The sequence below is a fragment of the Streptomyces sp. NPDC002784 genome (assembly GCF_053592135.1).
Genome location: NZ_JBSFVD010000010.1, coordinates 22358 through 47944 on the forward strand (window position 1 = coordinate 22358; position 25587 = coordinate 47944).

The 25587-nt window shown below is 71.5% G+C and carries 23 protein-coding genes; 12 read left to right on the forward strand and 11 right to left on the reverse strand.

Annotated elements, in window-relative coordinates; translation table 11 throughout:
- Positions 1–19: 19 nt before the first annotated feature.
- The 8 genes from ACWD1Z_RS19205 to ACWD1Z_RS19240 form a co-directional block, all read right to left on the reverse strand.
- Positions 20–1165, reverse strand: a complete 1146-nt coding sequence (locus ACWD1Z_RS19205; RefSeq protein ID WP_451120073.1) for an ABC transporter substrate-binding protein — start codon at positions 1163–1165, stop codon at positions 20–22.
- Entirely contained in the window at positions 1152–2390 is a 1239-nt protein-coding gene (locus ACWD1Z_RS19210) for a sulfate adenylyltransferase subunit 1 (protein ID WP_451120373.1), read from the reverse strand. The genes ACWD1Z_RS19205 and ACWD1Z_RS19210 overlap by 14 nt, the downstream gene beginning before the upstream one ends.
- Before the next feature lie 133 nt (positions 2391–2523).
- The gene (gene cysD / locus ACWD1Z_RS19215) at positions 2524–3432 is read right to left on the reverse strand and encodes a sulfate adenylyltransferase subunit CysD (protein WP_451120075.1); all 909 of its coding nucleotides are present in this window, start codon (positions 3430–3432) and stop codon (positions 2524–2526) included.
- Positions 3429–3977 (reverse strand): adenylyl-sulfate kinase, encoded by a 549-nt coding sequence (gene cysC, locus ACWD1Z_RS19220; RefSeq protein ID WP_451120077.1) that lies wholly within the window; start codon positions 3975–3977, stop codon positions 3429–3431. Before cysC ends, cysD begins: the two co-directional genes overlap by 4 nt.
- On the reverse strand, positions 3974–5086 hold the full coding sequence (locus ACWD1Z_RS19225) for a sulfotransferase (RefSeq protein ID WP_451120079.1): 1113 nt from the start codon (positions 5084–5086) through the stop codon (positions 3974–3976). The genes cysC and ACWD1Z_RS19225 overlap by 4 nt, the downstream gene beginning before the upstream one ends.
- A 108-nt stretch (positions 5087–5194) precedes the next feature.
- Positions 5195–6280: a type III polyketide synthase gene (locus tag ACWD1Z_RS19230; RefSeq protein WP_451120080.1), complete on the reverse strand. Its 1086-nt coding sequence runs from the start codon at positions 6278–6280 to the stop codon at positions 5195–5197.
- A gap of 352 nt (positions 6281–6632) precedes the next feature.
- Positions 6633–8933: an MMPL family transporter gene (locus ACWD1Z_RS19235; RefSeq protein WP_451120082.1), complete on the reverse strand. Its 2301-nt coding sequence runs from the start codon at positions 8931–8933 to the stop codon at positions 6633–6635.
- Positions 8934–9034: 101 nt separating this feature from the next.
- Entirely contained in the window at positions 9035–9736 is a 702-nt protein-coding gene (locus ACWD1Z_RS19240) for an LmeA family phospholipid-binding protein (protein WP_451120084.1), read from the reverse strand.
- Between the two features lie 98 nt (positions 9737–9834).
- Here ACWD1Z_RS19240 and ACWD1Z_RS19245 point away from each other — a divergent pair, with 98 nt between their 5' ends.
- The 3 genes from ACWD1Z_RS19245 to ACWD1Z_RS19255 all read left to right on the forward strand — a co-directional run bounded on the left by ACWD1Z_RS19245 (position 9835) and on the right by ACWD1Z_RS19255 (position 12194).
- Positions 9835–10455 (forward strand): TetR family transcriptional regulator, encoded by a 621-nt coding sequence (locus ACWD1Z_RS19245; protein WP_451120086.1) that lies wholly within the window; start codon positions 9835–9837, stop codon positions 10453–10455.
- 123 nt (positions 10456–10578) lie between these two features.
- A complete protein-coding gene (locus ACWD1Z_RS19250) occupies positions 10579–11352 on the forward strand; it encodes an IclR family transcriptional regulator (RefSeq protein ID WP_389416214.1) in 774 nt (257 codons plus the stop codon).
- Positions 11349–12194 carry an SMP-30/gluconolactonase/LRE family protein gene (locus tag ACWD1Z_RS19255; protein ID WP_451120089.1) on the forward strand — a complete coding sequence of 282 codons (846 nt, stop codon included), beginning with the start codon at positions 11349–11351 and terminating at the stop codon, positions 12192–12194. The genes ACWD1Z_RS19250 and ACWD1Z_RS19255 overlap by 4 nt, the downstream gene beginning before the upstream one ends.
- Here the strand turns inward: ACWD1Z_RS19255 and ACWD1Z_RS19260 are convergent, their stop codons facing one another.
- The 3 genes from ACWD1Z_RS19260 to ACWD1Z_RS19270 all read right to left on the reverse strand — a co-directional run bounded on the left by ACWD1Z_RS19260 (position 12195) and on the right by ACWD1Z_RS19270 (position 15597).
- Positions 12195–13607, reverse strand: coding sequence for an FAD-dependent monooxygenase (locus tag ACWD1Z_RS19260; RefSeq protein ID WP_451120091.1), 1413 nt, complete (start codon positions 13605–13607; stop codon positions 12195–12197).
- Between the two features lie 152 nt (positions 13608–13759).
- The gene (locus tag ACWD1Z_RS19265; protein WP_451120092.1) at positions 13760–14989 is read right to left on the reverse strand and encodes an MAB_1171c family putative transporter; all 1230 of its coding nucleotides are present in this window, start codon (positions 14987–14989) and stop codon (positions 13760–13762) included.
- Complete coding sequence (locus ACWD1Z_RS19270) at positions 14986–15597, reverse strand: toxin-antitoxin system, toxin component family protein (RefSeq protein ID WP_389416218.1); 612 nt, start codon at positions 15595–15597, stop codon at positions 14986–14988. The genes ACWD1Z_RS19265 and ACWD1Z_RS19270 overlap by 4 nt, the downstream gene beginning before the upstream one ends.
- Before the next feature lie 258 nt (positions 15598–15855).
- On the opposite strand from ACWD1Z_RS19270, the gene ACWD1Z_RS19275 reads away from it, so the two are divergent.
- From ACWD1Z_RS19275 to ACWD1Z_RS19315, 9 genes are all read left to right on the forward strand, one after another.
- The gene (locus ACWD1Z_RS19275; protein WP_451120094.1) at positions 15856–17205 is read left to right on the forward strand and encodes an extracellular solute-binding protein; all 1350 of its coding nucleotides are present in this window, start codon (positions 15856–15858) and stop codon (positions 17203–17205) included.
- Positions 17202–18143, forward strand: coding sequence for a carbohydrate ABC transporter permease (locus tag ACWD1Z_RS19280; protein WP_451120096.1), 942 nt, complete (start codon positions 17202–17204; stop codon positions 18141–18143). The genes ACWD1Z_RS19275 and ACWD1Z_RS19280 overlap by 4 nt, the downstream gene beginning before the upstream one ends.
- Complete coding sequence (locus ACWD1Z_RS19285; protein ID WP_451120097.1) at positions 18140–18997, forward strand: carbohydrate ABC transporter permease; 858 nt, start codon at positions 18140–18142, stop codon at positions 18995–18997. Before ACWD1Z_RS19280 ends, ACWD1Z_RS19285 begins: the two co-directional genes overlap by 4 nt.
- Positions 18994–19965 carry an arabinan endo-1,5-alpha-L-arabinosidase gene (locus tag ACWD1Z_RS19290; RefSeq protein WP_451120099.1) on the forward strand — a complete coding sequence of 324 codons (972 nt, stop codon included), beginning with the start codon at positions 18994–18996 and terminating at the stop codon, positions 19963–19965. Before ACWD1Z_RS19285 ends, ACWD1Z_RS19290 begins: the two co-directional genes overlap by 4 nt.
- Positions 19966–20069: 104 nt before the next feature.
- Positions 20070–21575 carry an arabinosylfuranosidase ArfA gene (gene arfA, locus ACWD1Z_RS19295; protein ID WP_451120101.1) on the forward strand — a complete coding sequence of 502 codons (1506 nt, stop codon included), beginning with the start codon at positions 20070–20072 and terminating at the stop codon, positions 21573–21575.
- Positions 21576–21609: 34 nt separating this feature from the next.
- Complete coding sequence (locus ACWD1Z_RS19300; RefSeq protein WP_451120102.1) at positions 21610–22068, forward strand: RrF2 family transcriptional regulator; 459 nt, start codon at positions 21610–21612, stop codon at positions 22066–22068.
- Positions 22069–22115: 47 nt separating this feature from the next.
- Positions 22116–23024, forward strand: coding sequence for a sulfite exporter TauE/SafE family protein (locus ACWD1Z_RS19305; RefSeq protein ID WP_451120104.1), 909 nt, complete (start codon positions 22116–22118; stop codon positions 23022–23024).
- A 108-nt stretch (positions 23025–23132) separates the two neighbouring features.
- Positions 23133–24131, forward strand: coding sequence for an arabinan endo-1,5-alpha-L-arabinosidase (locus ACWD1Z_RS19310; protein WP_451120106.1), 999 nt, complete (start codon positions 23133–23135; stop codon positions 24129–24131).
- Positions 24113–25546: a family 43 glycosylhydrolase gene (locus ACWD1Z_RS19315; protein ID WP_451120107.1), complete on the forward strand. Its 1434-nt coding sequence runs from the start codon at positions 24113–24115 to the stop codon at positions 25544–25546. The genes ACWD1Z_RS19310 and ACWD1Z_RS19315 overlap by 19 nt, the downstream gene beginning before the upstream one ends.
- Positions 25547–25587 lie beyond the last annotated feature (41 nt).

The following is a 25587-nucleotide window of genomic DNA, read 5'->3' on the forward strand; positions in this document are numbered from 1 at the left end:
GTGATCAGATCCTTCGGGTTCAGGTGGTCGGAGTGGCCGCGACACCCAGGTCGGCGTCGTCCACGGCCGGTTCGCCCCGCTGGGCGAGGACCCGGTTGAGCAGGCGCAGATCGAAGATTCCGTCCAGGGCCGCACGGCTGCCGTGGAGCAGCCCGAGCCGGTCGGCCCGGTCCGCCTCCTCCAGGAGCGTCGCGGCGAGCGGATCGTCGGTGAGGCGCACATGACGCCACGCCGCGTCGAGGACGCCGGACTCCAGTGGCCGGCCGGTCACCGCCTCGATGGCGTCGTTGACGGCCGCCTTGCCTTCGGCGGGGCGGCTCTTCAGCCAGGCGTTGGTGCGTACCGAACCGCGCAGCACGGCCTCCACGACGTCCGGATGGTCGGCCAGGAACGACGGGGAAACCACCACCAGGGCGGTGACGAAGGCGCCGCCGTCCCACAGGTCCGACTCGTCGAGGAGCACGCGTCCGCCGGCGGCGACGAGCTGCGCGGCCACCGGCTCCGGCACCCACGCCCCGTCGATCGTGCCCCGCCGGAAGCTGGTCGGGATCTCCTTGGGCGACTGCCGTACCACCGTGACGTCACCGCGCCCGGTGCGCGGGTCCACCTCCCAGCCCTGCTCGCGGATCCAGTGCAGCAGCGCGACGTCCTGGGTGTTGCCCGCCTCCGGCGTCGCGATCCTGAGCCCCCGGACGTCGGTGCCGCGCACCTTCGCGTCGCCGTCGACGACCAGAGCGACCCCTCCCGAGGCGGCACCCGAGACGATCCGCAGTCCGCGCCCCCCGGACCGCAGGTAGCCGTTGACGGCAGGCGACGGTCCCATCCACGCGATGTCCACGGCGCCCGCGTTGAGCGCCTCCAGCGCGGACGGGCCGCCGTTGAAGACCTGCGTGCGCAGCCGGGTGCCGCCCAGCTCGCGGGTGAAGGAGCCCTGCTGGACACCGGCCAGCGCGGTGGCGTGGCTGACGTTGGCGAAGTAGCCGACGGAGACCTCGTCCGCCGACAGCGGTGGTCCGGTGCCCACGGCCGGTGCCGCCGCCGCCCCCGGCGCCCGGGACCCGTAGCCGCAGCCCGCCGCCAGGAACAGCAGCAGGAGCAGCGCGAGGACCGCGTGCAGCGGACGCCGGGAGCGGGGGGACGCCGGGCTGCGCTCAGGCAGCCGCATCGGGGGATCCCGGAGCGGTCGCGCCGACCATGCCCGCGGTCAGCGTGGCGCCGTCGGCCGGGTCGATCAGCACGAAGCAGCCGGTGCGCCGGCTGTCCTCGTACCGGTCGAACGCCAGCCGCTCGGCGGTGCGCAGGGAGACCTGGCCGATCTCGTTCAGGTCGAGCCGTCCCGGCCCGGGGATCCGGCGGACCACCGCGCGCACGGTGCGCGAGGTGTGCTTGAGGAGCACGTGGTCCCCGGGTTTCAACGGCCGCTCGTGCAGATGGCACACGGCCGCTTCGACGTCCCGGGACACCGTCGGGAGCGCCGACGCCGGGACGATCAGGTCGCCTCGGGAGACGTCCAGGTCGTCGGCGAGCCGCAGCGCGCCGGACTGCGGCGAGCGGAGCAGCTCGGCCGGGGCGCCCAGCACGTCGATGCCGGTGACCGTGGTGGTGCGCCCGGACGGCAGCACGGTGACCCGGTCGCCGGCCCGTAGCGCACCGGCGGCGACCTGACCGGCGTAGAGCCGGACGTCCCCGGAGCGGATGACGTACTGGACCGGGAACCGGGCGGGTCCGTCGGTCACCTCGTCCGCGACCGGGACGCTCTCCAGGTGCGCGAGGACGGTCGGGCCTTCGTACCAGTCCATGCGCGGGGACTTCTCGACGACGTTGTCACCGGCGAGCGCGGAGATCGGGACGGCGGTGACCTCGGGAATGCCGAGTTCGGCGACGATCCGCCCGAACTCCTCGGCGATGCCCAGGAACACGGACCGCTCGTAGCCGACGAGGTCCATCTTGTTGACGGCGAGGACCACGTGCGGCACCCGCAGCAGCGCCGCGACGGCCGCGTGCCGCCGGGTCTGCTCGACCACGCCCTTGCGGGCGTCGACGAGGATCACGGTCAGCGTGGCCGTCGAGGCGCCGGTGACCATGTTGCGGGTGTACTGCACGTGTCCGGGGGTGTCGGCCAGGATGAACCGGCGCCGGGGCGTGGCGAAGTAGCGGTAGGCGACGTCGATGGTGATGCCCTGCTCGCGCTCGGCGCGCAGCCCGTCGGTGAGCAGGGCCAGGTCGGGGCCCTCGCCGGAGGACGCGCGGGCGACGGCCTCCAACTGGTCGGCGAGGACGGACTTCGAGTCGTGCAGCAGGCGTCCCACGAGGGTGGACTTGCCGTCGTCCACCGAGCCGGCGGTGGCCCAGCGGAGCAGGTCCGGCTCGGTCGGCTGGGCGGTGGCCATGGGGTTCACGCGTCCTTTCGGTGTGCCGGAGCCGGCGCTCAGCCGGGACCTGGCTTCCTGGAAGATGCCGCGCACCAGCAGTGCGGCGGTGGAATGAGGGGGGTGGCCGGGGGCTGTCAGGTCGGCGCTCACGTCAGAAGTACCCCTCGCGTTTGCGGTCCTCCATCGCGGCCTCCGACAGCCGGTCGTCGGCCCGGGTGGCGCCGCGCTCGGTGAGCCGGGAGGCGGTGATCTCGACGATCACGTCGTCGACCCCGGACGCCTCGGAGAGCACGGCGCCGGTGCAGGACATGTCGCCCACGGTGCGGTAGCGCACCCGGCGCTTCTCCACCGGCTCGCCGTCCCGCGGGCCGCCCCAGTCGCCCGGCGCCAGCCACATCCCGGACCGCAGGAACACCTCACGCTCGTGCGCGAAGTAGATGGACGGCAGCTCGATGCCCTCGCGGGCTATGTACTGCCACACGTCCAGCTCGGTCCAGTTCGACAGCGGAAAGACGCGCACATGCTCGCCGGGCAGGTGACGGCCGTTGTACAGCTGCCACAGCTCGGGCCGCTGGCGGCGCGGGTCCCACGTACCGAACTCGTCCCGCAGGGAGAAGACCCGCTCCTTGGCCCGTGCCTTCTCCTCGTCGCGCCGCCCGCCGCCGAACACCGCGTCGAACCCGCCGCCGCTGATCGCCTCCAGCAGCGGCAGCGTCTGGAGCGGATTGCGGGTGCCGTCGGGGCGTTCGCGCAGCACACCCCGGTCGATGTAGTCCTGTACGGACGCCACATGGAGGGTGAGCTCCTGTGCGGCCACCACCCGGTCCCGGTAGGCGAGCACCTCCGGGAAGTTGTGCCCGGTGTCCACGTGCAGCAGCGCGAACGGCAGCCGCGCCGGTGCGAACGCCTTCAGCGCCAGATGCAGCATCACCACGGAGTCCTTGCCGCCGGAGAAGAGCAGCACCGGCCGCTCGAACTCGCCGAGCACCTCCCGGAAGATGTACGCCGCCTCCGCCTCCAGGACGTCGGTGTGTCCGAGCCGGGCGGCAACCGTGCTCACAGCACCCCCCGTTGGGTCATCAGCGCGTGCACGGCGTTCACCGACTCGGCCACGGACTGGAGTTGGGTCTCCACCCTCGCGTCCGGGTGCTGCGGAGGCTCGTAGGGGTCGTCGACACCGGTGAGGCCGGACAGCCGCCCCGCGCGGGCCTGCGCGTACAGGCCCTTCACATCGCGTACGGCACACACCTGGAGCGGTGTCGCGACATGCACCTCCAGGTACGGGGTGGCGCTCGCCTCGTGCCGCTTGCGGACCGCCTCCCGGCTGTCGGCGTACGGCGCGATGACCGGGACCAGCACCAGGATGCCGTTGCGTGCCAGCACCTCGGCGACCAGGCCGATGCGCTGCACGTTGGTGTCCCGGTCCTCGCGGGTGAAGCCGAGGCCGGCGCTGAGGAAGGTGCGGATCTCGTCGCCGTCGAGCACTTCGACACGCCGCCCTTCCCGGGTGAGGCGGCTTGCCAGGGCCTGGGCGAGCGTGGTCTTGCCGGAGCTGGGCAGCCCGGTCAGCCACACCGTGGCGCCCGGAGCCGGAGGGGTCCTCATGCGCTGCTCCCCGCCGTCGTGGCGGCCATGGGGACGACACCGTGCGCGGCGAGCACGGCGAACCCGGGGGCGCACGCCTGGTCCAGCTCCGCGCGCTCGGCGTCGGGCAGGTCCCGCCAGGACGACGAGGGCGCACCCACCTTGGCCGCGCAACGGCGCTCCCAGTCGCCGTCCACGAAGTCCGCGCCGAGGAACTCCCCGATGCGGTGCAGGGACTCCTCGGGCGCGGCGAGCAGGTCCTCGTACCACAGGTGCAGCACGTTCTGTTGCGGCACCATCGACATCGCCTCCATGCCGCGCTTCATCTCGTCGGCCCAGTACGTGCCGAACAGCGACACCGGGAGCCGGTAGTCGCGCACGGCGTCCGCGTCGAAGCGGTCCGGCAGGAACGGCAGCAGCTCCTCCGGTACGAAGCCCAGGTCCCGTCCGGTGTCCGGCGCGGGCGGCTCGGCGTACGGGTCGTGGCCGAGGGTGAGATGCAGTGCCATCACCACCGCCGCCATCCGGAAGCCGGTGTGCCGGCTCATCGACAGCGCGGTGTCCCGGCCGTCGCGCACGATGTGCAGATAGCGGGCGTCGGGGAAGTGCTCGCGGAACTGCCCGGCGAGGATCAGCGAGCCGCCGCTGCGCTCGGCCCACAGGGTCTTGCCGAAGCGGGCGCACAGCCAGGCGAACAGGCGCCGGTAGTGCTCACCGGCCCGGGCGTCCGGGAACCCGGCGACGGCCGCCCGGAGTTCGTCGTACAGCTCGTCGGGGGTGTCGGACAGGTGGGGGAGGGTGGTCATCAGGACGGCCGGTATACCGGTGGCGGCCTGGAAGCGGGTGGTCGCCGAGGGACGGTAGAGGACTTCCCTGGGGGCCAGGCCGTGGGCGCCCAGCAGCCGGTTGACGGTGTTGCGGGCGGACAGGACGTTCCAGAACTCCGCCGCCGTGAGGGGGCCTTCGGGGAAGACCCGGGCGGTGATCCGGTACATGTCCGTGAGGTGGTTGAAGAGCTCGGACAGGCTGAGGGCCTGCGGGTGCTCGCGCAGCAGCTCGGAGACCAGGGTCGAGCCGCAGCGTCCGGTGCCGGTGACGAAGACCTGGCCCGGTGAGGTCGGAGTGGGCATGGCGCAGCTGTTCCTTCCGTGCGTCCTTGGGGCGGTGTCCGTGGGGTCGTGCGGGAAGGTGTTGCGGGCGAGCCGGCGGAGTGCGGTCCGCCGGTGCCCCGGCCGGTGTCAGGTCCGGCGCAGCAGTGCCGCGTACAGCGTGAGGCCGGGGCCGAAGGCCATGGCGACCACCGGTCCTTCGGTGCGGGGCAGGCGCTCGAGGACCATCAGGACGGTGGGCGAGGAGCAGTTGCCGCACTCGTCGAGGACGCCGTAGGAGGCGTCGAGTGCGCCGGCGGGCAGTTCGAGCCGCTCGCCGACGACCTCCAGGATGCGCTTGCCGCCCGGGTGCACGGCCCAGCCGGTGACCTCCTCGGGCTTGAGCCCGTGCGGGGTGAGCAACTGGTCGCGGACCACCTCGCCGACGTGCTGCGCGAGGACGTCGGGCACCCTCGGCGAGAGGCCCATCTTGAAGCCGAGGTCGGTGATCTGCCAGCTCATGAGGTCGGCGGTGCTGTGGTCGGTGACCGCGACGACGTCGAGGACCTCGTAGCCGGAACCGGCGTCGGGCTCCAGGACGACGGCCGCGGCGGCGTCGGCGAACAGCGCGTGCGCCACGATCTGTTCGATGTCCTGGGTGGGCGGCTGGACGTGCAGCGAGGTCAGCTCCAGGCAGAGCAGCACCGCGGGACGGCCGCGCGAGGCGACGAAGTCGGAGACGGCACCGAGTGAGGGGACGGCGGCGTAGCAGCCCATGTGGCCGATGAACAGCCGCTGGACCTTGCTGCTCATGCCCAGCTCGTCCGCGAGCCGTAGGTCGAGGCCGGGCGTGGTGTAGCCGGTGCAGGAGGCGACGGCCAGCATGCCCACGTCCGACGGGGCCAGGCCCGCGGACTCCAGGGCTTCGGAGACGGTGCGCCTGCCCAGCGGCACGGCCTCCTCGATGTAGCGCTCCATGCGCTGTCCCGTGCTCCAGCCGGACACTGCCCGCTCGGCGCGCGGGTCCACGGCCGTGGAGCGGGAGCTGATCCCGGAATTCTCGAATATCCGACGTGCCAGCGGGAAGCCGTCGTAGTGCTCCAGGAAGAATTCCTTCCAGAGGTCGTCCTGGCTGGTCCGGGTATCCGGGAAGGAATGCGAGGACCCGGTGATGACGGGGCGCGCGGCGGCGCGCAGCCCATGACGGGCAGGGGCGATTTTCGCTTCGAGATGCATGCGTGTTTCCCTTGGCTTTCGGGCGGCGTAAAGGAGGGAATCGTGCGTGCCGATGGAAGTCGACCCGGGCCTCTTTGCGCAGGTCAGACTCTCCAATGAACATGCGCTGGCGGGCGCATGGAAGATGGAAAGAAGAGTGGTCAGACTCTCCCCCGTTCGATCCGGATGCCGATCCGGTGACCTCAGTCAAACACGGGAGTTCCGGTGGAATCAAATATTCCAGGGTAAATTTCCGTGCCGGTAACATCAAGCGGCGTAAAAACGTCGGCCTGCCTCCCGGTAAACTCGGGAGGCAGGCCGACATCGCGTTATTCCGACCGGTTCTGATGTCTGGAATCAATTCCCGGGTAATTCAGCCAGAGCCGACATTGATTTCGGTCAGGGGCCGCGCGGGCCCGGTGCCGGCCGGCTCGTGCAGCCGTGCGCCCTCGATGTCCAGATCGGGCAGCAGCCGGTCCAGACGGCGTGGCAGCCACCAGGCGCCGCGTCCCACCATCGCCAGGACCGCCGGCACCAGGGTCATCCGTACGACGAAGGCGTCCACCAGCACGCCGAAGGCCAGCGCGAACGCGATGGGTTTGACGATGGCGTCCTCCGTCGCCACGAAGCTGGCGAAGACGAAGAACATGATGAGCGCCGCCGCCGTCACCACCCGCGAGGCCTGTCCGGCCCCGTCGATCACCGCGTCCCTGGCCCGGCCGGTGCGCACCCACTCCTCGCGCATGCCGGACACCAGGAAGACCTCGTAGTCCATGGCGAGTCCGAAGAGCACGGCCATCAGGACGATCGGCAGGAAGCTGACGACGGGCCCGGTCCTGGCCACGTCCAGCGCGTCGGCGAGCCAGCCCCACTGGAACACGGCCACGACCGCGCCGAAGGACGCCCCGACCGACAGCAGGAAGCCGACGGTCGCCTTGACGGGCACGACCAGCGAGCGGAACACCAGCAGCAGCAGGACGAGGCAGAGCCCGACGACCACCGCCGCGAACGGCAGCAGGGACGCGGTCAGCCGGTCGGAGACGTCGATCCCGATCGCCGTGGTGCCGGTGACGGAGACGGCGGCGCCGGTCTCCCGCTCGATGACGGCCGCGTCGCCGCGGATGGCGTCGACCAGGTCCTGCGTCGACTCGTCCTGGGGACCGCCCTCCGGCACGACCTGGATCACCGCCCGCCCGGACTCCGGCGCGTACTGCGGCGGGCCGACCTTGACCACGCCCGGCAGCTCCCGCACCCGTCCGGCCACGGCGGCCGCCTGCTGCTGCCCGGCCTGGCCCCGGGTGTCCGCCTCGGCGAGCAGGAGCAGCGGCCCGTTGAAGCCGGGCCCGAACGCCTCGTCGACGGTGTCGTACGTCTCGCGCTGCGATGTCCCGTGCGCCGCCGTGCCGTTGTCGGGCAGCGCGAGCCGCAGGTCGGCGGCGGGCAGCGCCAGGGTCACCAGGGCGGCGACGGTGCCGGCGACGACGAGCAGCGGGCGCCGGGTGACGAGCCGGGCCCACCGCTGCCCCAGGACGGAAGCCTTGGCCGCGGCCTCCTCCTGCGCGGCTTCTTCCGTGACGTCTTCCGTGACGTCCTTCGTGGCCTTTCCCGTGTTCACCGCAGGGCCCTCCCCGGAGGCAACCGCCGCCCGCCGCGCGGCCCGTGACCCCGGCCGGGGCGTGAGCCGGGCCCCCGCGAAGCCGAAGAGCGCCGGGAGCAGCGTCACCGCGACCAGCACGGCGATGAGCACCGTCGCCGCCGCACTCAGGCCCATGACCGTCAGGAACGGGATGCGCACCACGACCAGCCCGACCAGCGCGATGACGACCGTCGTCCCCGCGAAGACCACCGCGCTGCCCGCCGTCCCGACCGCCCGCCCCGCCGACTCGCGCGGTTCCATTCCCTGGGCGAGCTGGGTCCGGTGCCGGGACAGCACGAAGAGCGCGTAGTCGATGCCCACCGCCAGACCGAGCATGAGCGCGAGGCTCAGCGCGGTCGACGACACCGTCACCCCCGAGGACAGCGCCAGCAGCCCGGCGAGCCCGGTACCGATGCCGACGAAGGCGGTCAGCAGCGGCATCCCGGCGGCGAGCAGCGAACCGAAGGTCAGGGCGAGCACCGCCAGCGCGACCACGACGCCGAGCAGTTCGATGACGCTGGGGGTGAGGACGCCGTTGCCGTACGCCTGACCGCCGACGGAGACCTCAAGGCCCGCCTCCTCGGCGGCCGAGGTGGTCTCCTCCAGGGTGTCGAGCGTGCCGTCGTCCAGGTCGGAGCGGGCGGCGTCGTAGTTGACCTGGGCGAGTGCGGTGCGGCCGTCGGGGGTCACGGTGCCGGCCCGGTCGGGCGGGATCACCGCGGCGACCTGCGGGGCGTCCTGCGCGGCGGCCAGGGTCCGCTGGATGCCCTGTACGGCCCCTGGATCGGTGACCTTGGTGCCCTCGGGCGCGGTGAACACGATCTGGGCGCTGGTGCCCGCGGCGGCCGGGAAGTCCTTGGCCATGGTGTCCTGCGCCCGCTGGGACTCGGAGCCGGGAATCGTGAACTCGTTGTCGAGCTGGCCGCCCACGACGAGCAGCGCGCAGACGCTGCCGGTCAGCACGGCGAGCCAGGCCGCCAGGACGAGCCGCCGACGGCGGAAGGCGCCGAGACCGAGCCGGTAGAGCCAAGTCGCCACGGAGATGCTCCTCGTGCAGTAGTGGCAAGTGCGGTGGGGGGAGTGGGGGAGGTGAAGCCGGACAGGCGCGTGGGCGGTGGTGGCCGGCCGCGGGGGGAGGGTCAGGCCCGCACGGTCGCGCTGCCTCCCGCCAGCTCCAGGCGCAGCCCGTCGGCGGTGACGTCGAGGCGTTCCGGCTCCAGGTCGAGCGGCAGCCCCGACAGGTCGACCTCCCGCGGGGCGTCCCCGAGCAGCTGCTGGGCGAGGGCCTCGGGGAGGACGCGTTCGCCGACGTGCACGGCGGTGCGCTCGAACCGGATGCCCTCCTGCTCCAGGACAGGCCGGAAACCGACGGAGATCCGTCCGGCCGGACCGGCGTGCACCACCAGCTCGCCCGTCTCCTGATCGGTGGTCACCGCCGCGATGTTCAGCGCGCCCCCGGTCATCGTGGTGACGGCACCGGCCAGGGCGGTGTCCGTCAGTTCGGCGCTGACCTGGGTGTCGGCCACCGACAGTCCGTCGCCGGTGCGGACCACATCGGCGAGTTCGGCGTGCAGGTCCACCCCGGAGAACCGGCGGAACGTCGCGCCCTCGCCGGAGACCTCCACGCGGGGGAAGGACCCGCGGGCCAGTTGCAGCATCACCGGTGTCGGTCCGAAGCCCACGTCGAGGCCGGTGTGCAGGCGTTCCTCCATGCGGTCCGCGAGCCGGTCGGCCGCCTGATGACGTGCCACCGCCTCGACGGCGGCCCCCGTGACCAGCACGGCGCCGACCCCGCCCAGGGCGATCAGGCGGGCCCTGCGGGAGATGCGACCGCGGAGCACACGCCCCCTCCGAAAAAGTGTCATGACTGACACCATACCGAGGGTGTCATGACTGACAGATTCCGCACCGTCGGTTTTCCGCCTGCGATACTCCGCACATGGCATCCCTCGACACCTCCCCCGCGGAGCCACGCGGGCGCCGCGAGGCGCACAAGGCGGCGACACGCAAGGCCCTCCAGGAAGCCGCCCACCGCATGTTCGAGGAGCGTGGCTACGCGCAGACCACGGTGCGGGACATCGCGGCCGCCGCCGGAGTCACCGAGCGGACCTTCTTCCGCTACTTCCCCTCCAAGGAGGACCTGGTCCTCGACGAGGTCCTCGACCTCATCCCGGTCATGCGGGCCCATGTCGTCGCCCGGCCCGCCGGTGAGGACCCCTACACCGCCGTCCTCGGCGCCTGCCTCGACCTCATCGCCGACGGCACCCCCGGCCTGATGTTCAGCGGGCCGCCGCAGCGCTTTCCCGGCCGGCCGGTGCGTCAGTTCCTGCCGGTGCTCAGCCAGTTCGAGGACGGTCTCGCCGACGCCCTGCTGGAGCGGCTCGCCGCGCATCGTCCCGACGCGGCCACGCCGCTGCGCGCGGCCGTGCTGGCCCGGGCCGCCGTCGGCGCGATGCGTTCCGCGCTGTTCGCGTACGCCGGTCTGCCGGAGGAGGAACGCACGCCCGCCAGGGCGCACGAGCTGCTGGCCTCCGCGTTCGACTGCCTCCGGGAGTCATGAGCGCGCGGAATCCGGAGATCGGGTCGCCGCCGTCCCATTGCCCAGGCAAACCCAGCATGAGTAGCCTGTGTTCGTCATTCCGACCAGCCGTTGAAATTTCGAACATTAGGGAGGGGGCCGCACGTGGGACGCCTCGTACCTGCCGTGACCCGGGCTCTCGACATCCTCGAGCTCTTTCTCGACGGGGACGGCACACTCTCCGCCCCCGACATCGTGCGCAAGCTCCAGCTCCCGCGCACCACCGTGCACGAACTCGTCACCACGCTCGCCGCGCGGTCCTACATCGTCCCGGTGCCGGGGCAGCCGGGCCGCTACCGGCTGGGCGTCCGGCCGTACCAGCTCGGCAGCCGGTACGCCGAGCAGCTCGACCTCGCCGCCGAGGGCCAGAACGTGGCCCGGACGGTCGCCGAGACCTGCGACGAGACCGTACACGTGGCGATCCTCGAAGGCACCGACGTCATCTACATCGCCAAGGTCGACTCCACGCACGCCGTGCGCATGGTGTCGGCGGCCGGCCGCCGCCTGCCCGCCCACTGCACCTCCGTCGGCAAGATGCTGCTGGCGTCCCTGCCGGAGCCGGAACTCACCTCGCGCATCCCGGACGGTGCCGAGCTGGTCGCGATGACCCCCAACAGCATCACCGACCCGGCCGTTCTGCGCGAGGCCCTTGCCGAGATCCAGACGCGCGGGATCGCCGTGGAGAGCCGCGAGTCCAACCCGGACGTCTCCTGCGTCGCCGCGCCGGTACGGGACCGCACCGGCCGGGTCGTGGCCGCGCTGTCCATCTCCGTGCCGATGATCCGCTGGAGCGAGGAGCGCAAGGCGGAGCTGGAGCAGCTCGCCGCCAAGGGTGCCGCCGAGCTGTCCGAGCGGCTCGGCCACCGGACCGCGGCATGAGGTACGACGTCGCGGTACGCGCCGAGGCCACCCTCGGGGAAGGGCCGACCTGGGATCCGGTCACCGGCCGGCTCCTGTGGATCGACATCCTCGGGTCGCGCATCCACTCCTACGACCCGGTCTCCGGCCGCCGCACCAGCCGTACCACCGGCCAGCACATCGGCGCCGTGAAGCCGCGCGCGGGAGGCGGGCTGGTGCTGAACCTCCGGGACGGCGTGGCTCTCCTCGACCCCGACGACTCGGTGCGCTGGCTGCGTCGCGAGCCCGTCCCGGGCCGCCGCGGCAACGACGCCGCCGTCGCCCCCGACGGTTCCCTCTGGGCGGGCACCATGCGCTACGACGAGGCGCCGGGCGGCGGCACGCTGTCCCGGATCACCGGGGCGGGGGAGGTCGTCCCGGTCCTGGACGACGTCACCGTCAGCAACGGCACCGGCTGGAGCCCCGACGGCCGGCTCCTGTACTACATCGACTCGCCCACCCGCCGCGTCGACGTCCTCGACCACGCCGGCGACGGGACCGTCTCGCACCGGCGTCCCCTGGTCGAGATCGAGGCCGGCGCCGGGTTCCCCGACGGTCTCACCGTGGACGCCGACGGCTGCGTGTGGGTGGCCCTGTGGGACGGCGGGGCGGTACGGCGCTACACGCCCGCGGGCGAGCTGGACCGGGAGATCGTCCTGCCCACCCCGCGGATCACGGCCTGCGCCTTCGGCGGCGCGGACCTGACCGACCTGTACATCACCACGGCCCGGGTGGGCCTGGCCGCTCCGCATCCGGTGGCGGGCTCGCTGCTGGTGGTGCCGGGGGCGGGGAAGGGCCTGCCGCAACCGGCCTTCGCGGGCTGACTACTGCAGCCCGGCCCGCTTCAGCTCGTCGTCCGTCAGCGGCGGTCCGCTCAACGCCGGCTTGAGCGGACCGACCGCGGCCGCCACCAGGATCCGCGGCGTGAGCAGCAGGCCCGCGCTCTTCTCCAGCGCCATCACGTCCGTCAACGCCCGCGCCACCCGGCCGTTCCCCGTGGCGGTGTACGTCAGACGGTCCACGTAGGCGGCCACCAGCCGTTCCGCCCGCGTGGGCCCGGCCCCGGCCGCTCCGGTCGCCCCGGTCGCCCCGGGATAGAACACGTCCTGCCCGATGGCGAGGTCCCAGGCCGCCCGCGCCGGCCGGGCCGCCGCCCTCTGCAGGCGCCGGGACAGCCCGGGCGTGCCCCAGCCGTGGTCCTGCACCGTGGCGCGCAGGGTGACCGCCGCCTGGGCGGCCACCGACATGCCGTGCCCGTAGACGGGGTTGAACGCGGCGAGCGCGTCGCCGACGACGACGAAGTTCTCCGGCCACACCGCCATCCGCTCGTAGAAGTGGCGGCGGTTCGCCGTCGTACGGGTGAAGGCGACCTCGGAGAGGGGCTCCGCCCGCGCGATCAGGTCCGCCAGGATCGGATGCCGCTGCTCCTTGCGGGCGTGCGCGTCGAAGTCGGCGGTGGAGGACGACGGTTCGCCTCCCCGGGTGCCGAACAGGGTGACCAGCCAGCGCCCGTCCTCGATCGGCAGCAGCACACCGCCCCGGCCGGGACCGCCCGCGCGCGGCTCCGGCTGGATGTTGACCACCGGGAAGCCCTCGCGGGCCGCCTCCGGCGCCCGGAACAGGCGGCTCGCGTACGCCACCCCCGAGTCCACCTCCCGCACCTGCGGCCGCGGCAGTCCGAGCGCCGACAGCCACTTCGGGGTACGGGATCCGCGCCCCGTGGCGTCGACCACCAGATCGGCTCGCAGGGTGCGCCGGGCGGCATCGTGGGCCCGCAGATGGACGCCGGTGACGGCGGCGGCCGTACCCTCCAGGCCCAGCACCTCCGCGCGCTCGATCAGCTCGATCCGCTCGTCGGCGAGGACCTGGGCGCGTACGGTCGCGTCCAGCAGGTCGCGGCTGCACAGCAGCATGAAGTGGGACTCCGCCCAGCGCCGGTACCAGCCGCGGGGCGAGAGGCCGACCATGTCCGTGGTGACCGGAAGCCGCCGTGCGCCCGCCTCCGTGAGCCCCGCCGTGACGCCCGGCAGGAGTTCCTCCATGGCGTGGGCGCCGCCGGACCACAGCTGGTGGACATGGCGGGCCTGGGGGAGGCCCTTGCGCGGTTCGGGGCCCGCCGGGAGGGCGTCGCGCTCTACGACCGTGACACGGACGCCGACGGAGGCCAGCGAGCGGGCGGTGAGCATCCCGGCGACGGAGCCGCCGAGCACGACGGCGGTGGCACTGCGATCACTCATGGACGGCTTGCTCCTGATCGGTCAGTCATGGACGACTGGTTCTTCGCCACTTCGGCGCGAATACAGCTCGAACTACAGCACGAGAACACGGCATGGGACACCCATCGGCAGGGAGGAGTTCAGCGGCACCGGTGACGGGGCGGCGTCGGTGACTAGCGGGACGAGCGCGCCATGGAGGGCGACTCCGCCGTCCCGCCCCGCACCGTTTCCAGCAGATCCGGGCGGCGCAGGGCCCGGGACACCGCCCGGATCTCCCGGAGCAGCTCGGTGGTGTCGGGGTCGCCCGTGCCCTCGCTGTCCGGGGCCCGCCGCCTGGCCTCGACGGCGTCCTGGATGGCCACCGCGGCGGCCAGCGCCCGGGAGCGTTCCGGGCTGAAGCCGAGGGCGAGTCCCCGGTCGTGGGCGCGCTGCCGCTGGTCCTCGTCGAGGTGGCGGGCGAGCGGGAGCAGGGCGTCGCGGATGAACGTCTCCCGGCGGACCAGGCGCAGTTCGGGGGTGGCGCGCAGCACGTAGGGGAGGCGGTTGCCGCTGACCGTGCGCATCAGCAGGTACAGCGGCCGCAGTTCGCGGTGGGCGAGCCGGACCCGCCAGCGGTCGTGCAGGAACTGCCCGGCGTGCGGGAGGATGAAGCCGACCGCGATCAGGATGGCCGACACCGCGGCCACCGGCGGCGCCAGGTCGGTGCTGAGCCAGTCCAGGTCGTGGCCGGTCCACCGGGCCACCACGGCGGTGATCTTGGCCCCGTCGAAGACGAGGTTCACCACATAGCCGGCGCCCAGCAGCTTCAGTCCCCAGCGCAGCCAGGCGTCGAGGCCGTCGGTGCGCACCCAGTTCCAGATCAGCCGGGACGTGATCAGTACGGCCACGGTGTGCGCCAGGAGGTAGAGGACGATCTCCTCGCGCATGAACGGGGTGGTGGCGTAGTAGGTGTCCAGGTCCCGCAGCCGCTCCACGGGGGCGTCCGCGAGGGCGAACAGCACCCACAGCGCGACGATCACCCCCGAGTAGACGGAGACCAGCCAGCGCATGGCGCGGCGGGTGGCGGCGTTGCGGTCGGACAGGCCGTTGCGCCAGGCGATGATCAGCAGCAGACAGGCGCCGCAGAAGGCCGTCAGGAGCGAATAGCACCAGGGCGCCGAGATGTTGGGCACGCCGGCCAGCCGGTTCACCCGGGCGATGGTCGAGGGCGTGCAGAAGACGAACACCGCGCAGGCGAGCAGCAGCAGTCCGCCGACCGCGCGCAGCAGCGGGTCGCGCCAGAGCCGGATGATGCTGGGCAGCTTGATCGCCAGGGCGGCGGCGAGTACCGCGGCGGGGATCCAGAAGGAGATGTAGAAGTCGCTGAGCAGGGCGGCGGGGTCCAGGGCCAACGTCGTGGTCATCCCGTCGGACCTCCTCGTCCGCGGTAGCCGAGGGACCGCTGGAGCGGGTCGAGCGGCGGCCGGGAGCCGGGGGCGTCCGTCAGGTACGGCCGGAAGGCCGCCGCCAGCCGGTGGCCGAAGTCGTCGGCGTCGGCCTCGTCCCGCTCCCGGGAGCCGTTGCGGGCGGCGACCCCGAGCGCGACGTCCTGCCAGCCGGGCCGCTCCGCCAGGGCGTCCACGGCCGCGGCGCCGGCGATGTGGTGGTGCCGGTGCCCCGCGTGCAGGTGCCACAACTCATGGCCCAGGATGACCAGTTGCTGCATGGCCTCGGCCCGCTCCTCGACGATGACCAGGTCGAAGTCCTGGAACTCCACCCACAGTCCGGTGACTTCGATCTCGTCGGGGAACCGCTCGAAGCGCAGCTCCACGGGGCGTCCGCCGCGACGGGCGCTCATCGCCGCGCACAGGTCCGCGCACAGCTCGCGCACATCGGCCGGGCGGCGGCCGTTCGCCCGTGCCGCGGTGGCCAGTTCGGCCGCCAGCGCACGCATCGCGGGGCCGCCGCGTGGGCGCCGCCGCAGCGCTGCCGCGACCCGGGCCGCCCTTTCGCGCGCGCCCGCGATGTCCATCCGTCCCCCTTCGTCTCGCCGCCGTCCCGGTGCCGTACGGCAGGCCGTTCGAGAGTACGCGGACGGCGCTGTCCGCGTCATGCGGTCCGGGGGCCGTTGTTCAACCGGGAACCATCAGGGACCACCGGGTGCGACGGCCCGCGGCCTGAAAGCACCTTGAAATTCCTGCGCAACCCATTGACGCGCAAGCGCTTCGACCCTACGGTCCCGTTCGAAGTTACGAGCACCATTCGAAATCCCGAACAGTAAGGGCAGGGCATGGGACGACCTGGCCTGAGTCGCAGGCAACTCCTCGCCGGAATGGGCGGGTTGACGGTCGCCGGAAGCTTCGGCTTCGCGGCGCTCGGGACCGGGGCCGACGCGCTCGCCTCCGGCGCCGACACCCGGGTGCGCTACTGGAACCTCTTCAGTGGCGGCGACGGCTCCAACATGATCGCGATGCTGGACGCCTTCCGTAAGCAGTACCCGGACATCGCGGTCAAGGACTCCACGCTCCAGTGGGGCAACCCCTTCTACACCAAGCTGGCCATGGCCGCCGCGGGCGACCGCGCCCCCGAACTCGGCGTCATGCACGTGGGCCGGGTCGCCGGCTTCTCCCCGGGCCGCCTCCTCGACCCGTGGGACGTCGGCCTGCTCGCCGAGTACGGCGTGAAGGAGCAGGACTTCAACCCCGCGCTGTGGAGCCGCGGCGTCATCGACGGCAAGCTCTACGCCCTGCCGCTCGACATCCACGTCCAGCTCTGCTTCTACCGCAAGGACGTGCTCAAGCAGGCCGATCTGCTCGGCGACGACGGCCGGATGATCCCGGTCGGCTCCACCGCCGAGTGGTTCGACGTCCTGAAGCGGGCCAAGGCGGTCCAGAAGAAGGGCCTGCAGACCATCGGCCTGTGGACCAACGACCAGAACTTCCAGTGGTGGTTCTTCGTCGCCTTCTACACCCAGCTCGGCGGCGAGTGGTTCAACGACGACCACACGGAGGTCCTCTTCGACGCCGACAAGGCCACCCAGGTCCTGGAGTTCCTGCGGCAGCACGTCACCGACGGCTATGTCATCCCCGGCGCCCCCACCGGCGAGCAGTTCGTCAACGGCGCCCCCTTCACCTGGGAGGGCAACTGGTCGGTGCCGGTCTTCTCCGGTGCCGAACTCGACTACGGCGCCACCCCGCTCCCGCCCGTCTTCGGCAAGCAGGCCACCCACGCCGAGTCGCACGCCTTCGTCCTGCCCCACCAGGCCGGCCGCGGCGGCGCCGCCAACGAGGCCGCGCACCGACTGGCCGCGTACGTCGTCCAGCACGCCCAGCAGTGGGCGGCCGGCGGCCACATCCCCGCGTACACGCCGACGCTCAGCACGGACGCGTACCGGAAGCTCACCCCGCAGAACGAGTACGTCAGCGCCATGGACCACCAGGCCACCGAGCCGAAGGTGTGGTTCGCGGGCTCCACCGGCGTGCTCGCCCAGGACCTCGGCCCGGTCGTCGTCTCCTCCACGATGGGCTCCGCCCAGCCGGCCGCCGTCGCCCGGACGATGAAGAGCCGGCTCACCCGGCTGCTCGCCTCGAAGAACCCGATGGACGGCCGGACCGCCGCCGAGGGAGGTGCGGCCGCATGATGGCGACCAGCGCTCAGACCGCCGTCGCACCGGCGCGGGCGAGGACCGCCGCCGCGAGTGCCACCGTCCGCCGCAAGCAGGGCTTCCAGCACGGGGGCTGGTTCGTCGCCCCCTTCCTGGCCCTGTTCGCCCTGTTCGTGATCTGGCCGCTGCTGCGGGGCGTCTACCTCAGCTTCACCGACGCCAACATCTCCGGCGAGGGCGCGAGCTTCGTCGGCCTCGACAACTACCGCGAAGCCCTGAACGACGCCGCGATGTGGGACGCGCTGGGCCACAGCGCCTACTTCACGCTGCTCGTCGTGCCCTGCATCACCGTCCTCGCCTTCCTGCTCGCGATGCTCGCCCACCACATCGAGCGCGCCAAATGGCTGTGGCGGCTGTGCTTCTTCGCGCCCTTCCTCCTGCCCTCCACGGTCGCGGCCAACATGTGGCAGTGGCTGTTCACCCAGGGCATCGGCCTGTTCAACGAGACCTTCGGGCTGCAGACGCCCTGGCTGACCGACAAGTCGTACGCGATGTTCGCCATCGTCATCACCACCCTGTGGTGGACCGTCGGCTTCTCCTTCCTGCTCTACCTCGCCGCCCTCCAGGGCATCCCCGGCCACCTCTACGAGGCCGCCAAACTGGACGGCGCCAACGCCTGGCACCGCATGGTCCACATCACGCTGCCGCTGCTGCGCAACATCACCGGCCTGGTGATCGCGCTGCAGATCCTCGCCTCGCTCCAGCTCTTCGACCAGGCCGTCGTGATGATGGACTTCGGCCCCGGACCGGAGCTGTCCACCCGCTCCTTCGTCCAGTACACCCTCGAACAGGGCTTCACCAGCTACCGCGTGGGCTACGCCTCCGCGATGTCCATCATCTTCTTCGTGCTCATCGCAGCCGTCGCCCTGACGCGGATGTGGCTGCTGCGCACCCGTGAGGAGGGCACCCGATGAGCGGCGCACCGATACGGCTCAAGCCCCGCAGTACCTGGACCCCCAGCCAGATCGTGCTCACCCTGATCGGCGCCGCCGTCTCCGCCGTCTTCATGGCGCCGATGGCCGCGGCCCTGCTCACCTCGCTGAAGTCCGAGGCCGAGGCGGCCGAGATCCCGCCGCACTGGCTGCCGGAGGTCTGGACGGGCCAGGCGTGGCGGTCGCTGTGGGAGACCGGCAACGTCACCAACTGGTTCGTGAACTCCCTGGTCGTCTCCGTCTGCGTCACGGCCGTCGTGCTGGTCGTCAGCGCCCTCGCCGGGTACGGCTTCGCCCGCACCGAGTTCCGCGGCAAGAACGCCCTGCTGGGCCTGGTGATGACGGGCCTGATGGTCTCCCCGGCGGTGCTCGGCGTGCCGCTGTTCACGACGGTCCAGCAGATGGGGATGGTCGACACCTACTGGGGCATGATCCTGCCGCAGTGCGCGCCGGCCGCGATGGTCTACATCCTCTACAAGTTCTTCCAGGGCATCCCGCGCGAGCTGGAGGAGGCCGCGTTCATCGACGGCGCGGGCCGCTGGCGGGTCTTCTTCACCATCGTCGTCCCGCTGGCCCGCCCCTCCCTCGCGGCGGTCGGCATCTTCACCTTCATCGCCTCCTGGAACAACTTCCTGTGGCCGTACATGGTGACCAACAACCCCGACCTGATGACCATGCCGAACGGCATCGCGACCGTCATGAACTCCTACGGCATCCAGTGGGCCCAGCTCATGGCCGGCGGCCTGATGGCGGGCCTGCCCCTGATCGTCGTGTTCGTCTTCTTCCAGCGGCAGATCGTGGCGGGCGTCGCCCACACGGGATTGGCGGGACAGTGACCCTGCGCAGCACCCTGACCGCCGTGACGGCGGCGGCCCTCATCGCCCTGCTGCCCCACACGGCGCAGGCGGCCGGGACCTACCCCGACCCCCGCCCCGTCACCGGCCAGCAGATCATCCACGACCCCACCGTCATCCGCCTCAAGTCCGGCGGCTACGCGGCCTATTCGACCGGCGGCGTGATCGGCGCCCGCCTGTCGAAGGACGGCAAGCACTGGGACGACGCGGGCAACGCCTTCGCCGAGCCGCCGAGTTGGTGGTACGAGTACAACGACACCGGTGATCCGTGGGCCCCGGACATCTCCTACCGCGACGGCAGGTACTGGCTGTACTACGCGGTCTCGTCCTGGGGCACCAACCACTCCGCGATCGGCGTCGCCACCTCCCGCTCCGGCCTGCCCGGCACGTGGACCGACCACGGCAAGGTGTTCAGCTCCGGGACGACCGACCACTGGAACGCCATCGACCCCGCCCTGATCAAGGCGGACGGCAGGCTCTGGATGTCCTTCGGCTCGTACTGGACCGGCATCCGCATGGTCGAACTCGACGAGCGCACCGGCAAGGCGGTCCCGGGAGCCACGGTCCACCACCTGGCGACCCGCCCCGACGTCCCGTACGCCGTCGAGGGCCCGTACATCGTCAAACACGGCCGCCACTACTACCTCTTCGCCTCCTACGACGCCTGCTGCTCGGGAGTGAACTCCACCTACAAGATCAAGGTGGGCCGCTCGACGGACATCAAGGGCCCGTACGTCGACAGCACGGGCAAGCCGATGCTGGAGGGCGGCGGCGACCTGGTCCTGGAGGGCCACGGCCGCTTCATCGGCACGGGCGGCCAGTCGGTCTTCGAGGACCGAGGCGAGGACTGGCTGGCGTACCACTACTACGACGCGGAGGACGAGGGCACGCCGAAGCTGGGCCTGAACAAGCTCAGCTGGCAAAAGAACGGCTGGCCGAACGTCCGCTAGGGGCGCGGGGCTGTGTCTATTTGCGGCTCCGCCGCGTGGGCGCGATCAGCCCCCACGACCCGCAGACGCCATCCACACGGAACCACCCCCTTCGAAAGGCGAAAATGCACACCGCCCGCTTCACCCTCGACCCCGCGTTCACCGTCGGTGAGGTCAACCCCCGGCTCTTCGGATCCTTCGTAGAACACCTCGGCCGCTGCGTATACACCGGCATCTTCGAACCCGACCACCCCACCGCCGACGAGGCCGGCCTCCGCCAGGACGTCCTCGACCTCGTCAGGGAACTCGGCGTCACCGCCATCCGCTACCCCGGCGGCAACTTCGTCTCGGGCTACAAGTGGGAGGACTCGGTCGGCCCGGTCGAGGACCGCCCCCGCCGCCTCGACCTCGCCTGGCGCACGACGGAGTCCAACCGCTTCGGCCTCTCCGAGTACATCGCCTTCCTCAAGAAGGTCGGCCCCCAGGCCGAGCCCATGATGGCCGTCAACCTCGGCACCCGGGGCGTCGCGGAGGCCATCGAGCTGCAGGAGTACGCCAACCACCCCTCCGGCACCGCACTCTCCGAGCTGCGCCGCGGCCACGGCGACAAGGACCCCTTCGGCATCAAGCTGTGGTGCCTGGGCAACGAGATGGACGGCCCCTGGCAGACCGGCCACAAGACGGCCGAGGAGTACGGCCGGGTCGCCGCCGAGACGGCCCGCGCCATGCGCCAGATCGACCCGTCCGTCGAACTCGTCGCCTGCGGCAGCTCCGGCCAGTCCATGGAGACCTTCGCCGAGTGGGAGGCGACGGTCCTCAAGGAGACGTACGACCTCGTCGACTACATCTCCCTGCACGCCTACTACGAGCCGCTCGACGGTGACGTCGACTCCTTCCTGGCCTCGGCCGTCGACATGGAGTCCTTCATCGACAACGTCGTGGCCACCTGCGACCACATCGGCGCCCGCCTGAAGTCGAAGAAGAAGATCAACCTCTCCTTCGACGAGTGGAACGTCTGGTATCTGTCCCGCACCGAGGCCCAGGTCAGCGCCCTGGACTGGCCGGAGGCGCCCCGGCTGCTGGAGGACAACTACAGCGTCACCGACGCCGTCGTCTTCGGCTCGCTGCTCATCGCCCTGCTCCGGCACGCCGACCGCGTCACGGTCGCCTGCCTCGCGCAGCTCGTGAACGTCATCGCCCCGATCATGACCGAGCCCGGCGGCCCGGCGTGGCGGCAGACGACGTTCTTCCCGTTCGCCCAGGCGTCGCGGTACGGCCGCGGCCAGGTCCTGGACGTCCGGGTCGACTCGCCGACGTACGAGACGAAGAAGTACGGCGAGGCCGACCTGCTGCACGCCACCGCCGTGCGCGCCGAGGACGGGACGGTCACCGTGTTCGCGGTGAACCGCAGCCGCACCGAGTCGCTGCCGCTCGAAGTCGCCCTGAACGGCCTGGACCTGACCCGGGTCGTCGAGCACAGCGCGCTCGCCGACGCCGACCCCGATGCCCGCAACACGCTCGACGAGCCGGAGCGGGTCGCCCCGCACCCGGGCGAGGGCACGGCGCTGACGGACGGCGTCCTGACCGCCGTACTGGAACCGCTGTCCTGGAACGTGATCCGGCTGGGCTGACACGGACACCTGGGACAGCGGTGACAATGGTCGTATGAGGATCTCGGCACGGGCGGACTACGCGGTACGAGCGGTATTGGAGCTCGCCGTGCGCCAGGACGACGGCCCGGTGAAGGCGGAGGCCATCGCCACCGAGCAGGACATTCCGCACAAGTTCCTGGAGGGCATCCTCGGCGACCTCCGCCGCGCCGGTCTGGTCGACAGCCGGCGCGGCGGCAACGGCGGGTACCGGCTGGCCCGGGACGCGTCGGCGATCACGGTCGCCGATGTGATCCGGGCCGTCGACGGCCCCATCGTCTCCGTGCGCGGGGTCCGCCCGACCGGGCTGTCCTACGCCGGGTCGGCCGAGCCGCTGCTGCCGCTGTGGATCGCGCTGCGCGCCAATGTCCGCCGGATCCTGGAGGGCGTCACCGTCGCGGACATCGCCACCGGCGCGCTGCCCGAGCACGTCCAGCTGCTGGCCGCGGAACCGGCCGCCTGGGAAAACCCTTAGAAGCCCTCTCAGCTCTCCCTCAGCTGGATCCCCTAGCGTCCCGACCCATGCGCACGCTGATACTGCTCGCCCTCGCGGGCCTGGGCGCCCAGCTCGTGGACGGCAGCCTCGGCATGGCCTACGGCGTCACCTCGACCACGCTGCTGCTGGCCCTGGGCACCAACCCGGCCGCCGCCTCGGCCACCGTCCACCTCGCCGAGATCGGCACCACCCTGATGTCGGGCGCCGCGCACTGGCGGTTCGGGAACGTGGACTGGAGGGTCGTCGCGAGGATCGGCGTACCGGGGGCGGTGGGCGCCTTCCTGGGCGCGACGGTCCTGTCGAGGCTGTCGACCCAGCTCGCCGAGCCGCTGATGTCCCTGATCCTGCTGAGCCTCGGCGTCTACGTCATGTCCCGCTTCACCTTCCGCGGCCTCCCGAAAGGGCGGCTCGGCAAGCCGCTGCGCAAGCGGTTCCTGTCCCCGCTCGGCCTGGTCGCCGGGTTCCTGGACGCGACCGGCGGAGGCGGCTGGGGCCCGGTCGGCACGCCCGCGCTGCTGGCGAGCGGCCGGCTGGAGCCGCGCAAGGTGATCGGCTCGATCGACACCAGCGAGTTCCTGGTGGCCGTCGCCGCCAGCCTCGGCTTCCTCTTCTCGCTCGGCTCGCAGGGCATCGACGTCGTCTGGGTGACGGCGTTCCTGCTCGGCGGCCTGATCGCCGCGCCGGTGGCCGCCTGGCTGGTCCGCCTGGTCCCGCTCCGCGTCCTCGGCGCGGCGGTAGGCGGCGTCATCGTCACGACGAACACCCGCACCCTCCTGAACAGCACCTGGCTCACGGCCCCACCGTGGGTGACCACTCTCGTCCACGTCACCCTCTTCACCGCCTGGACGGCCGCACTGACCTGGTCGATCCGCGCTTACCGCAGGGAGCAGGCGGAGCCGGCGGTGACTGAGGAGCCGTCACCCGCGAGCGTGTAGAAGGCGCCTGCCGTCCAGCGCAACTCCGTAGCCGCGGCTGTTTAGTTGCTGCGCGAACCATTGACGCGCAAGGGGTTCGATTCTACGGTCCGTCCGAAGTGACGATCGATGTTCGACATACAGAACAGGAGCGTTCACGTGAGCCGCACCAGAACCGCTCTCCTCGCCCTCCCCGCCGCCTTCCTGCTGGCCTTGATCCCGTCCAGCGCGTCGGCCTACCCCAACCCCGGCACGGTCACCGGTTCCACCGTCGTCCACGACCCCACGATGATCCGCACCGCCTCCGGCCAGTACCTGCTGTACGCCACCGGCGGCGGCATCGCCGGCAAGACGTCCGGCAACCGCATCGCCTTCACCGCCGGCGCCGACGCCTTCTCCGCCCGCCCGGGCTGGTGGTCGGCGTACTCCTCCGTACCGGAGGCCTGGGCGCCGGACATCTCGTACCACGGCGGCAAGTACCTGCTGTACTACTCCGTCTCGAAGTTCGGCTCCAACACCTCGGCGATCGGGCTCGCCACCTCCAGCACCGGCCGGCCGGGCAGCTGGACGGACCAGGGAACCGTCTACACCTCCGGCTCGGCCAGCGACTACAACGCCATCGACCCGAACCTCTTCGTCGACAGCGACGGCAAGTGGTGGCTGTCCTTCGGCAGTTGGTGGACGGGCCTGAAGATGATCCAGATCAACCCCGCCACCGGCAAGCAGCTCGCCACCAACACCACCCGCTACTCCCTGGCCTCCCGCCCGACCGGCACCAAGGCCGTGGAAGCGCCCTACATCGTCAAGCGCAACGGCTACTACTACCTGTTCGCCTCGTACGACACCTGCTGTGCCGGCACCAGCTCCACGTACAAGGTCAAGGTCGGCCGCGCCACCAGCGTCACCGGGCCGTACTACGACAGGAACGGCGTGTCGATGATGAACAACGGCGGGACGCCCGTGCTGGAGTCCCACGGCCGCTACATCGGCCCCGGCGGGCAGTCGATCATGAACGACGTCGACGGCGACCTGATCGTCTACCACTACTACGACGGCCAGGACAACGGCACGCCCAAGCTCGGCATCAACCTCCTGAACTGGAGCAGCGGATGGCCCGTCGCGTACTGACCCTGCTGGCCGCGCTGGTCTTCCTGCTCGCCCTGGGGCAGACCCCCGCCAGTGCCGCCTCGTTCAGCAACCCCGTGAAGTCGGTCAAGGGCGCCGACCCGTGGATCTCGTACCACAACGGCAACTACTACCTGGTGACGACCAGTTGGACCGACCGGATCACCATCCGCAAGTCCGCCACGCTGGCCGGCCTGGCCACCGCCCCCAGCGTGCAGGTCTGGCAGGGCGACGCGGCCTCCCGCTGCTGCAACATCTGGGCGCCGGAGCTGCACTACCTCAACGGCCGCTGGTACCTCTACTACGTGGCCGGACAGAACGTCTCCGACTACGTGCCGACCCAGCGCACCCATGTCCTGGAGAGCGCGGGCTCCGACCCCATGGGCCCGTACACCTACCGCAACCAGCTCAACTCGTCCTGGATGCTGGACCCGACCGTCGGCACGATCAACGGTCAGCTCTACCTCTTCGGCAGCGCCAGCGGAGGCACCCAGAACCTGGTGGCGGCCCGGATGTCCAACCCGTACACCCTGGCCACGGGCTTCTCCACCATCTCGACGCCGACCTACGACTGGGAGCGGTCCGGCGGCACCGTGAACGAGGGCCCCGAGCTCCTCCAGCGGGGCGGCCAGACCTACCTGGTCTACTCGGCGAGCGGCTGCTGGACCCCCGACTACAAGCTGGGCCAGCTGCGCCTCACCGGCTCCGACCCGCTGTCCGCCGCCGCCTGGACGAAGAAGTCCACGCCGGTCTTCCAGCGCAACGACTCGGCGGGCGTGTACGGCCCCGGCCACCACGGCTTCTTCACCTCGCCGGACGGCACGGAGAACTGGATCGTCTACCACGCCAACGACTCCGCGTCCGAGGGCTGCGACAACGGCCGTACGACCAGGGCGCAGAAGTTCACCTGGAGCGCGGACGGTTCGCCGAACCTCGGCACACCGGTGGCCCTGGGCGCGAGCCTGGCGGGGCCCTCGGGGGAACCGGCGTCGGCGTCGACCACGTACACGCTCAGCAACCGCAACAGCGGCAAGTGCCTTGAGGTGGCGGGCGGTTCGACGGCGGACGGGGCCAATGTCCAGCAGTGGACGTGCAACGGCGGCACCAACCAGCGCTGGCGCCTGGAGGATCTGGGCGACGACACCCACCGTCTGGTGAACGTCGGCACCGGCAAGGTCCTCGACACCGAGAACTGCTCCTCGGCCGACGGCGCCGATCTGCGCCAGTGGCCCTGGCTGAACAACACCTGCCAGCGCTTCCGCTTCATAGCCACAACGGACGGCTACGCAAGGATCGTCAATCAGGCCACGGGAAAGGTGGCGGACGTGTCGAACTGCGGCACGGCAGACGGAGCGGACGTACGCCAATGGGCATGGCTGAACAACAACTGCCAACAGTGGCGCCTGAACCCGGTGTAAGAGAAACCCCCCAGGGGCGCGGGGAACTGCGCGATCAACCA